This window comes from Nocardioides ganghwensis (genome assembly GCF_014779655.1).
GTDB lineage: Bacteria > Actinomycetota > Actinomycetes > Propionibacteriales > Nocardioidaceae > Nocardioides > Nocardioides ganghwensis.
On record NZ_JACXYX010000001.1, the window covers coordinates 464650 to 474560 of the forward strand.

Annotated in this window: 9 protein-coding genes; 6 read left to right on the forward strand and 3 right to left on the reverse strand. The window is 72.4% G+C overall.

Annotated features, from left to right (window positions below; all coding sequences use genetic code 11):
• Positions 1-86 precede the first annotated feature (86 nt).
• The 4 genes from ligD (IEZ24_RS02205) to IEZ24_RS02220 all read left to right on the forward strand — a co-directional run bounded on the left by ligD (IEZ24_RS02205) (position 87) and on the right by IEZ24_RS02220 (position 2891).
• Complete coding sequence (gene ligD / locus IEZ24_RS02205) at positions 87-1001, forward strand: non-homologous end-joining DNA ligase (RefSeq protein WP_129456938.1); 915 nt, start codon at positions 87-89, stop codon at positions 999-1001.
• Positions 998-1918 (forward strand): non-homologous end-joining DNA ligase, encoded by a 921-nt coding sequence (ligD, locus tag IEZ24_RS02210; protein WP_129456910.1) that lies wholly within the window; start codon positions 998-1000, stop codon positions 1916-1918. The genes ligD (IEZ24_RS02205) and ligD (IEZ24_RS02210) overlap by 4 nt, the downstream gene beginning before the upstream one ends.
• Before the next feature lie 111 nt (positions 1919-2029).
• Positions 2030-2176 (forward strand): hypothetical protein, encoded by a 147-nt coding sequence (locus IEZ24_RS02215; RefSeq protein ID WP_165356206.1) that lies wholly within the window; start codon positions 2030-2032, stop codon positions 2174-2176.
• Positions 2177-2186: 10 nt separating this feature from the next.
• A complete protein-coding gene (locus IEZ24_RS02220; protein WP_224744661.1) occupies positions 2187-2891 on the forward strand; it encodes a response regulator transcription factor in 705 nt (234 codons plus the stop codon).
• A gap of 25 nt (positions 2892-2916) precedes the next feature.
• Here IEZ24_RS02220 and IEZ24_RS02225 read toward each other — a convergent pair whose 3' ends face one another.
• Entirely contained in the window at positions 2917-4308 is a 1392-nt protein-coding gene (locus tag IEZ24_RS02225) for an FAD-binding oxidoreductase (protein ID WP_129456909.1), read from the reverse strand.
• Positions 4305-5429: a PIG-L deacetylase family protein gene (locus IEZ24_RS02230; protein ID WP_129456908.1), complete on the reverse strand. Its 1125-nt coding sequence runs from the start codon at positions 5427-5429 to the stop codon at positions 4305-4307. Before IEZ24_RS02230 ends, IEZ24_RS02225 begins: the two co-directional genes overlap by 4 nt.
• 141 nt (positions 5430-5570) lie before the next feature.
• On the opposite strand from IEZ24_RS02230, the gene IEZ24_RS02235 reads away from it, so the two are divergent.
• Entirely contained in the window at positions 5571-6725 is a 1155-nt protein-coding gene (locus IEZ24_RS02235; protein ID WP_207206935.1) for a LuxR C-terminal-related transcriptional regulator, read from the forward strand.
• Position 6726: 1 nt separating this feature from the next.
• Here the strand turns inward: IEZ24_RS02235 and IEZ24_RS02240 are convergent, their stop codons facing one another.
• Positions 6727-8241, reverse strand: coding sequence for an MFS transporter (locus IEZ24_RS02240; RefSeq protein ID WP_129456906.1), 1515 nt, complete (start codon positions 8239-8241; stop codon positions 6727-6729).
• Positions 8242-8325: 84 nt separating this feature from the next.
• Between IEZ24_RS02240 and IEZ24_RS02245 the strand changes: the two genes are divergently transcribed.
• Positions 8326-8961, forward strand: a complete 636-nt coding sequence (locus IEZ24_RS02245; protein ID WP_129456905.1) for a TetR/AcrR family transcriptional regulator — start codon at positions 8326-8328, stop codon at positions 8959-8961.
• Positions 8962-9911 lie beyond the last annotated feature (950 nt).

The window sequence follows — 9911 nt, forward strand, 5'->3', positions numbered from 1 at the left end:
CGATAGCCGTCACGTCGGACGATCGTCTCCTGCAAAGGGATGACCGGGGCGCGGGCGGTGGGTGCCAGACTGGCCGCGTGCGTCCGATGCTCGCCACCAAGACCGACCGCGTGCCCGCCGGCGCGCAGTGGCTGCACGAGGTGAAGTGGGACGGCGTACGCGTCCTCGTCGACGTCCGCGACGGCGTCGTACGGATGACGAGCCGCAACGACAACGACGTCACGCCCGCCTGGCCCGACCTGAGCGACCCGCCGCTCGGCGACCGCGACCTGCTCGTCGACGGCGAGGTGATCGCGCTCAACGACCGCGGCGTCCCCGACTTCCGCGTCCTCCAGCACCGCATGCACGTGCGCAACGCCAGGGAGGTCGCCAGGCTGGTGAAGTCCGTCCCGGCCACGCTCATGGTCTTCGACCTGCTCCGCCTCGACGGGGTTGACCTGACCGACCGGCCGCTCGAGGAGCGGCGCGCACTCCTCGAGGAGCTCCCGCTCGCCGAGTCGAGGTGGCAGGTCCCGGCGGCCTACGACGACGGCGACATGCTTTTCGAGGCCACGCTCCAGCAGGGACTCGAGGGCGTGGTGAGCAAGCGGCGTACGTCGCGCTACAGGTTCGACCGGCGCAGCGAGGACTGGCGCAAGCTCGCCCACCGGCACCGCGGCTCGTTCGTCGTCGGCGGCTGGCGCCCCCAGGTCGGTACGCCCGACCGGCTGGCCGCGCTGCTCGTCGGCGAGCCCACCCCGGACGGCCTGCTCTACCGCGGCCGGGTCGGCAGCGGCATCGCCGGCGCCACCAGCGCCCGGCTCGCCGCCCTGCTCGCCCCGCTCGCGACGGACGCGTCGCCCTTTGCCGACGAGGTGCCGCGCGTGGACGCCGCCGGCACGTTCTGGGTCGAGCCCCGCGTCGTCGTCGACATCGACACCCACGGCCTCGGCTACGAGCGCCTGCGCCAGCCGTCCTTCCAGGGCGTGCGCGACGACCTGTCCCCGGAGGACCTCACGTGACGCCTGCCGCCGCCAAGGAGGTGCAGGTCGACGTCGAGGGCCGCACCCTGACGATCAGCAACCTCGACAAGGTCCTCTACCCGCGCACCGGCACCACGAAGGGCGAGGTGCTCAACTACTACGCCCAGGTCTCGCCGGTCCTGCTCCCGCACCTGAAGGACCGCGCCGTGACCCGCATCCGCTGGCCGCACGGAGTCGAGGGGTCGAGCTTCTTCGAGAAGAACGCCCCGGCCGGCACCCCGTCCTGGGTGCGTACGGTCGAGGTCTCCACCACCGGTTCGCGCACGGGCAAGGGCGACGGCACGCTCCGGTTCCCGATCTGCGACGACCTGGCGACCCTGACGTGGCTGGCCAACCTCGCCGCCCTCGAGCTGCACGTCCACCAGTGGACCGTCGACGCGAAGGGCGTGCCGCGCAACCCGAACCGCATCGTCATCGACCTCGACCCCGGCGAGCCGGCGGGCCTGCACGAGTGCGCGCGGGTGGCGCTGCTCGTACGCGACGCGCTCGCCGCGCGCGACCTGACGTGCTCGCCGGTGACGAGCGGCAGCAAGGGGCTGCACCTGTACGCCCCGGTGCCCGACACCGGCCCGAAGAGCCTCGACAGCGAGGGCACGACCGCGCTGGCCAGGGAGGTCGCCGAGACGCTCCAGAAGGAGCACCCCGACCTCGTCACGGCGACGATGACGAAGGCCAAGCGGCCGGGGAAGGTGTTCCTCGACTGGTCGCAGAACTCCGGCTCCAAGACCACGATCTCGCCGTACTCGCTGCGCGGGCGCGAGCGCCCCACCGTTGCCGCCCCCCTGACGTGGGACGAGGTGGAGGAGGGCGCCGAGGACGAGCTGGCGCTGGAGCAGCTCACCATGGAGCAGGTGCTCGAGCGGGTGGCCGAGCTGGGCGACGTCTTCGAGGCGTGACGGAGGTTCCTCGAGGACCGAGGAGGTCTCGTGTCCGAGACGGTTGAATCCTTTACCGGCTGTGACCGTCACGAGGGGCTGATGTGGGTGTGGTGACCAGATGCTCTACCCATGTCCCGCATCCTGCTGATCCCGATCGCGGTGATCCTCGCTGCCGGCGGCGTCCTTCTCGGGCCGGGCGAGGACACCCCCGCCTCGCCGGCCCAGACGAGCATCACGCCCGCGGGCGACACGGGCATTCGCCTCACCAACCGCTGACCCTCCCTCTATGCTCGACGCCATGGTGCACGACGTGCTGGTGGTTGAGGACGAGGAAGACATCGCCGTACCCCTCATGCGCACCTTGGAGCGGGAGGGCTACGAGGTCACCCGCGTCTCGGGTGGGGCAGAGGCCGTGTCGTTCGTCGTCGACGAGGGGCCCGCGGTGGTCATCCTCGACCTCGGCCTGCCCGACATGGACGGCATCGACGCGTGCCGCCAGATGCGGTCCGGGGGATACCTGGGCGGGATCATCATGGTCACCGCGCGCGCCGGCGAGCTCGACCGGGTGGTCGGTCTCGACGTCGGCGCCGACGACTACCTCGCCAAGCCGTTCGGCCTCGCCGAGCTGCTGGCGCGGGTGCGCGCGCTGCTGCGCCGCAGCGGCAACGCCCCCGCGCCCGACGACACCACCGTCACCACGTCCTCGGGCCTCAAGATCGACGCCGGCTCGCGCCGCGTCCACCTCGGCGAGCGCGAGATCGCGCTGACCGCCAAGGAGTTCGACGTCCTCGCGGTCCTCGCCTCCAACCACGACAAGGTCGTGCCGCGCGAGACCCTGATGAACCAGGTCTGGGACCAGAACTGGTACGGCTCGACCAAGACCCTCGACGTCACGATCGGTCGCCTGCGCAGCAAGCTCGAGGCCGCGGAGGCCGGTGAGAAGGTCGTGGCCATCCGCGGCGTCGGCTTCCGGCTCGAGACCGGCAGCTGACCGGCAGCAGACCGGTCAGCCGGCCTCAGCGCACCGGGTGGTTGGCCGCGAAGACGCCCGCCGGGTCCACTGCGGCACGCACCTGCTGGAGCCGCTGCCAGGACGCGGTGTCGTACGCCGTGCTGGTGTCGACCGGTCCCTCGCTGAAGTTCAGGAAGCGGGCCTCGTTCGACCACGGACGCATCGCCGCCGTCACCGCCTCCGCGTCCGCGAGCCCCTGGGCGGCCATCTCCGGCGTGGCAGCGACCGCCACGCAGAACAGGGCGTAGTCGCCCGCCAGGTGTGACAGCGCGGAGTCCGGGCGGGGCCTCCCGAGGGCACCGCCCAGGTGCCGCAGCTCGGCGAAGAGCAACGACGTCGAGGAGCCGGGGCCGACCTCCGACAGGAGGGCGGACACCGCCTCATCGGTGAGGGACGCGACCATCGCGTGGTCCGAGACGGCCGGCGTCGGGCCGGGCGGGTCCATGTGGATGTCGACCAGACCCGCGGCCGGCATCCGGGCGAACGTGTCCATCTCGGGCGAGAGCGCGCGCAGCGGGGCCAGGATCTCGACCGCCCGCTCGTCCGACTCGAGCACCGCGCCGTCCACCACGACGAGCTGGCGCCCGCTCAGGAACGGGGGCAGCTCGGGCAGGGGCGGGAAGCTCATCACGCGGATCGAGGTGCTGACCGAGTCAGGGAGGTCGCGCGTCCACCGGGCCCAGGTCGCGAGCACCTCGGGTGCGTGCTCGCGGTCCCAGAGCAGCATGCCCCCGTAGACGTCGGTGACGGGCAGCAGCCCGAACTCGAGGGCGGTGACCACGCCGAGGTTGCCCCCGCCGCCGCGCAGCGCCCAGAAGAGGTCCGGGTGGTGGTCGGCGTCGGCACGGACCAGCTCGCCGTCCGCGGTGACCAGCTCGACGGCCGTCAGCATGCCCGCCGCCAGCCCGTGCTGCCGGGCGTACCAGGACAGGCCGCCACCGAGGGTGTAGCCGGCCACCGCCACGTCGTGCGAGCTGCCGTGCAGCGCCGCGAGGCCGTGCTCGGCCGCAGCGGCGACCACGTCGCGCCACAGCGTGCCGCCGACGACGCGCGCCTGCCGGCTCTCCGGGTCGATCCGGACGCCGGTCATCTCGGAGAGCCTGACGAGCACGACGTCGTCGAGCCCGGCCGCGGCGAGCGGGGCGGCGTTGTGCCCGGTGCTCTGGGGGGCGACCCGCAGCCCGGCCGCGACGGCCGCGCGTACGACGGCGGCGACCTCCGCTGCGGAGTGGGGCACGGCGACCGCTGCGGGCCGCTGGTCGACGGAGACGTTCCACGGCGTGCGGGCGGCGTCGTAGCCGGCGTCGCCCGGGAGGTGGACGCCCCCGGTGCAGAGGCCACGGAGGGACTCCGCGGCTCGGGTGGTGCGGGTGTCGAGAGTGATCTCGAGGGTCATGACAGTTCCTTCTTCTCGGGTGATGCGTTCTGGTGGTGGGGCTGGTGCTGGGTCCGGGTCCGGCTCGGGGCGAGCCAGCTGGTCTCGGTGGGGCCGCCGGGCCACGGCGGGTCGACGCGCCGGAGGCGGTCGACGGCGAGGAAGCCGTGCCGCAGGTCCTCGTCCATCGCGTCGAAGGGCGGCACCTGCGAGGAGTGGGCGCGGATGGCACGCCACCGCAGGTCGAGCAGGTCGGCGACGTCGACGACGGTCGTGAGCTCCGCGTCCGGGGTGCCGAGGGAGTCGACGCCGGTGAACTCGGTCATCAGCGACCGCGCGAGGCAGAACAGGTAGGTGCTTCCCGGTCGGTGGGCCGCCAGGTCCAGCGCGGCGAGGGTGGCGTCGCGCATGGCTGCGTGGTCGCGGTGGCCGTCGCTCGCGTCGAGCGTCACCACGACGTCGGGACGGACGTCGTCGACGAGGCGCGCGACGCGGCGGCTCAGCTCGTGCGGGTCGGCGGCTGCGAGGGACCCGGGAGCGGGCTCCCCGTCGACGCCGGAGTCGACGTAGTCCAGCAGCTCGACGCGCTCGACGCCGAGCAGGCGGCAGGCCTCGCGCAGCTCGGCCTCGCGGGCGGCCGGCAGCTCATGACGGCTCAGTCCGCTGGCGGGGGAGGGCTCGCCGAGCTCGCCGCGCGTGGCACAGACGACGGTGCTCGCGACTCCGTGGGCGCTGGCGTGGGCGAGGAGCGAGCCGCAGCCGAAGGCCTCGTCGTCCGGGTGGGCGACCACGACGAGGAGGCGGCGGGCGCGGTCGGCGGCCACGGCGTCGAGGGCGACGGTCATGCCGGGGACCGGCAACGCCGGGACCTCGGTGACCGATACCACGGGAGCCGCCGTGGTCGCGCCGAGGCGGTCGGTGAGCACGTCGTACACGTCCATCAGGCGAGCCAGGTCGGTGGTGCGGACGCGCAGCTCGACGAGGTCGTCGGGACGCAGGCGGGCCAGGGAGAGCTGCTCCTCGACCCGGGCGAGCGCCAGGGCCAGCTGGGCGGCGTCGTCGTCCTCGTGGACGAGGCGCCCGTGGGCGTCCAACGGTCCTTGAGGGGCTATCGGCAGGAGCGATGGGGTTGCGATGGTCATGGGTCAACGGTCGCCGCGGCGGCGGCCCGCGGACCATCCCAACCGCACCGGTTCTTCGTGCCCGTACGCGCTGGGTGGTCCAGACAGCCCAGATATCTGGGATGCCACCCGGGCGCGGTCTCACGGACACTGGGCGGCGTGATGACGGGGCTGACAGCCGAGCGCGTCCGACGGGACGTCGAGGTCGTCGCGCGCGCCGGGCTCGAGATCGACACCTTCCTCGAGGAGTCCATCGCCTCGATCAGCAGGGCGGTCCCCTTCACCAGCGCCTGCCTGGCGACGGTCGACCCGAGCACCAGGCTGCTGACGGGAGCGCGGAAGTACGGCGACCTCCTCGGGCGCAACGACCACGACCACGAGTTCGGGCTGGTCGAGTACGGCGAGAGCGAACCGACCGCCTTCATGTCGATGGCCGAGAGCCGGGTCGCCGCCGCCGGCGTGCACCTCTCGACCGCCGGCAACCTGGAGGCGTCGCCGCGGCTGTCGCGCTTCATCGAGCCCCGTTTCGGCTACGCGGACGAGATGCGCGCGGTCTGCCGCGAGGGCGACCGGGTGTGGGGCGGCCTCGCCCTGTTCCGCGAGCCCGGGGTGCCGCACTTCGGCGAGGACGAGATCGACTTCATGGCCACGCTGGCGCACCACCTCGCGCTGGGCCTGCGGTCGGGGATGCTGGCCGCCCTGGCCGGCTCGACCGCGCCGACGTCGGCCTCCGGCCCGGCCGTGCTCATCGTGGGCGGTGACGACTCCATCCGGCAGACCAGCCTCGGTGCCGACGAGCGCCTGGCCGACCTGCTGGCCGGGCAGAACAGCGGGGCGCCCGCCGCGGTCATCGCCGCCCTCGTCGGTGCGGCCCGCCGCTTCGCCCGCGGCGAGAGCAGCGTCCCGCCGCGCAGTCGCGTCCGCGGCGCGAGCGGGATGTGGCTGGTGCTGCACGCCTCGCCCCTGACGGCACTGGGGGAGCACGACGGCGACGTGGTGATCACCATCGAGGAGGCCAGGCCACCCGAGATCGTCCCGCTCGTCGTGGCCGCGTTCGACCTGACCCCGCGCGAGCGGGACGTGACGCAGCTGGTGCTGCAGGGGGTGGACACCAAGGCCATCGCCGAGACGATGCACGTCTCGACCTACACCGTCCAGGACCACCTCAAGTCGGTCTTCGACAAGGCGGACGTCCGCAGTCGCCGCGAGCTGATCTCCCGCATCTACTTCGACCAGTACGTGCCGCGGATGGGATCAGAGCTCGGTCCGTCCGGCTGGTTCACCAGCCACGAGTCGCCGGCCCTCGGAGCCGGGTGACTCAGCCGACCTCGACCAGCTCGCCCTCCGCGAGCGGGTCGTACCGGTTGGCCGGAAGGACCACCCACGCGACGGCCGAGCCGACCAGGCACAGCAGGCCCACCACGAGGCTGCCGCGGGAGAGGCCCTCCATGAACGCCACCTCCAGCGCGCTCGTGACCCCGGGGACCTGCGCGGCCAGGGCGTCGGCGTAGCCGACCGAGTCACGGGCCGCCTCGAGCGTCGCGGGGTCCAGGCGTCCCTCGAGCTCGTCCGCCAGCCGCGCGCCGTACAGCGAGGAGAAGAGCGAGCCGACCACGGCGACGCCCAGGGTACCGCCGAGCTCGCGGGTGGCGTCGTTGACCGCCGACCCCACGCCGGCGCGTGCCGGCGGCAGCACGTGCATGATCGACTCCGTGGCCGGCGTCGTGATGAGGCCCAGGCCGAGGCCCATCAGCACCATCAGCGGCACCACGGTCGTCGCGTAGTCGACGTCCACGCCGATCATCGACACGCCGATGAAGGACGAGCCGAGCATCAGCATCCCGGTGCCCACCACCGCCTTGGTGCCCAGGCGCGGGGCGAGCTGGCCACCCGCGATCGAGGCGACGGCGATGGACGCGGCGACGGGCAGGATGCGTACGCCGGTGCCGAGGGCGGAGTAGTCGCGCAGGAACTGGAAGAACTGCGTGATGAGGAAGATGAAGCCGAAGAGCGCGAAGAACGCGATGGTCACCGACGCGGCCGCGGCGCTGAACCGGCGGTCGAGGAACAGCGTCACGTCGAGCATGGGGTGCTCCGCGGCCCGCTCGATCGCGACGAAGGCCAGCGCCAGGACGGCGGCGGCGACGAAGCCGGTGGTCGTCGTCGCGGACGCCCAGCCGTGCTCGGGGGCCTCGATGATGGTCCAGGTCAGGGTGCCGAGGGCCGCGACGGACACGACGAGGCCGGGGAGGTCGAGGGGAGGTACGCCCGGGTCGCGCGACTCGGGCACGAAGGCCAGCGTCATGGCGATCGCGATCACGCCGACCGGGACCAGCGCCCAGAACACGCTGTGCCAGGAGAAGTACTCGAGCAGGAGGCCACCGGACACCGGGCCGAGGGCCACGCCGGTCCCGACGGCGGCCCCCCAGATGCCGAGCGCGGTGGCGCGCTCGCGACGCCCGGTGTAGGCGTTGGCGATGATCGACAGGGTGGTGGGGAAGATCAGCGCGGCGCTGACGCCCATCACCACCCGCAGCGCGATGAGCGCCTCCACGCTGTCGACCAGCGCGGCGACGCCGCTGGCCGCGGAGAACCCGGCGAGGCCGAGGACGAGCGCCGGGCGGCGGCCGAAGCGGTCGCTGAGGCTGCCCATCGCGAGCACGAGGGCGGCGAAGGCGAGGTTGTAGCCGTCGACGACCCACAGCAGGTCGCGGGTGTCGGCGTCGAGCTCGCGGGCGAGGCTGGGCAGCGCCACGTTGACGATCGTGGTGTCCAGGTTGATGGTCAGCGCGGCCAGACACGTGGTGGCGAGGAGGGCGCCTCTGCGGTTCATGACGACTCCGGATGGGATGTTGACGGCGGTAACATCAGGGTGCACCGAGAAGTTACCGCTGTCAACATCGTCTAGTCTGGTGCCGTGACCACGACGCCCTACCACCACGGCAACCTGCGCGAGGCCCTCGTGGAGGCCGCGGTCGAGGTGGTCCGCGAGGGCGGCCCCGAGGCGCTCTCGCTGCGCGAGCTGGCCCGCCGGGTCGGGGTCTCGCACGCCGCGGCGTACCGGCACTTCGCGGACCGCGAGGCCCTGGTGGACGCCGTCGCCGAGCGGGCGATGGAGGCCCTCGTCGCCTGCGTGCGCGAGCGGCTGGCCACGGTCGACGAGCAGGACCCGGTGACCCGGGCCCGCCGGCGGCTGCAGCAGATCGGCGTCGGCTACGTCGACTTCGCGCTGGCCGAGGCGGGCTTGTTCCGGCTGCTGTTCACGGCCTATCCCGAGCCGCCCGACGGCACGGACCCGGACGGCGAGGACCCCTACGGCCTGCTCAACGCCGCCCTCGACGAGCTGGTGGCGGTGGGCTACCTCGACGCCGGCGACCGGGTCGGCGCGGACGTCACCTGCTGGGCCGCCGTGCACGGCTTCTCGGTGCTCAACGTGGAGGGACCGCTGCGCGGCATGGGCGCAGCCAACCGCGACGCCGCGCTGACCGGCCTGCTGCTGGGCATCGACCGGGGACTCGGGCGCCGGGGGGAGTGGCCGGAGCTGACCCGCTGAGCGAGGCCGCGCCGAGGGGCCGCGCGGGTGGTCAGCGCCGAGAAGGTCGTCAGCTCCGCTTCAGCCACCAGTGCCCGGCGATGGCGTCTTGCCCCGAGCCGGACGAAGTCACTCCGAGCTCGCCCTGCAACGTCTCATCAAGGTCGCCCGACAGTGACTGCGGAGCGACCTACCATGCCGGACATGGGGGAAGCGCATGTCTACGACATCACCCTGAGCCCGAAGGGCCAGGTCGCGACAGTTCGCTGTACATGCGGTTGGGTGGACAAGTGCCGATCGTCCGGCGGTGCGTCGCCTCGGGACGTGGCTTGGGCATCTGGTGAAGGCCACGTGAGGGGGCACCGGGACGCACAACGGATGCCGAGCTCGCCGACGCCTCCGAAAGCGACCGCAAGCGCGGAAGAACACGTCTATGCGTTCGAGCATCAGCATGATGGCGCCGTCCTCTCTCGCTGCTCGTGTGGCTGGAGAACCACTTTCCGCTCCTATCCGGGCGGTCCGCCACCGGCAGATGTCGCCAAGGAAGCGTCCGACCGGCACGTCCAGTTCCATGCGACGTCCTCTTCGCCCGGACCCCGCTCGGGGACCAGCAGCGCTGCCTCTTCGAACGGGACTCTCGCCGGCTCGCTGATCGCGGCGGCACTTGTTCTGTTCCTGGTGTGGGCACTCGTTTCAGCATGCTCTGGCGCTGGCGACGAAGGTCCGGACGGACCGTCTGGCAAGTACTCCGAGACGGAATGCTTGGTGCTGAAGTACGAGGCGACAGGGGACGGTGCGGGCGCGGACGATGCGATGGTCGAGTACTCGGTCCATTGCGACTAGGTGTACCCGGCCAGGACGTTGGTAGCAGCGAGCCTGGTTGAACGAGCGAGAACCTCCGAGTGGGATGTGGCTTGTCTAAGGCCCACGCCCAACCGGAGGTTCTCGTGTCCCACGGTAATGCCCGGCTG

Coding starts and splice junctions, on each gene's coding strand:
- ligD (WP_129456938.1), top strand. CDS start 87: ATGCTCGCCACCAAGACCGACCGCGTGCCCGCCGGCGCGCAGTGGCTG.
- IEZ24_RS02215 (WP_165356206.1), top strand. CDS start 2,030: ATGTCCCGCATCCTGCTGATCCCGATCGCGGTGATCCTCGCTGCCGGC.
- IEZ24_RS02220 (WP_224744661.1), top strand. CDS start 2,187: ATGCTCGACGCCATGGTGCACGACGTGCTGGTGGTTGAGGACGAGGAA.
- IEZ24_RS02225 (WP_129456909.1), bottom strand. CDS start 4,308: ATGACCCTCGAGATCACTCTCGACACCCGCACCACCCGAGCCGCGGAG.
- IEZ24_RS02230 (WP_129456908.1), bottom strand. CDS start 5,429: ATGACCATCGCAACCCCATCGCTCCTGCCGATAGCCCCTCAAGGACCG.
- IEZ24_RS02235 (WP_207206935.1), top strand. CDS start 5,571: ATGACGGGGCTGACAGCCGAGCGCGTCCGACGGGACGTCGAGGTCGTC.
- IEZ24_RS02240 (WP_129456906.1), bottom strand. CDS start 8,241: ATGAACCGCAGAGGCGCCCTCCTCGCCACCACGTGTCTGGCCGCGCTG.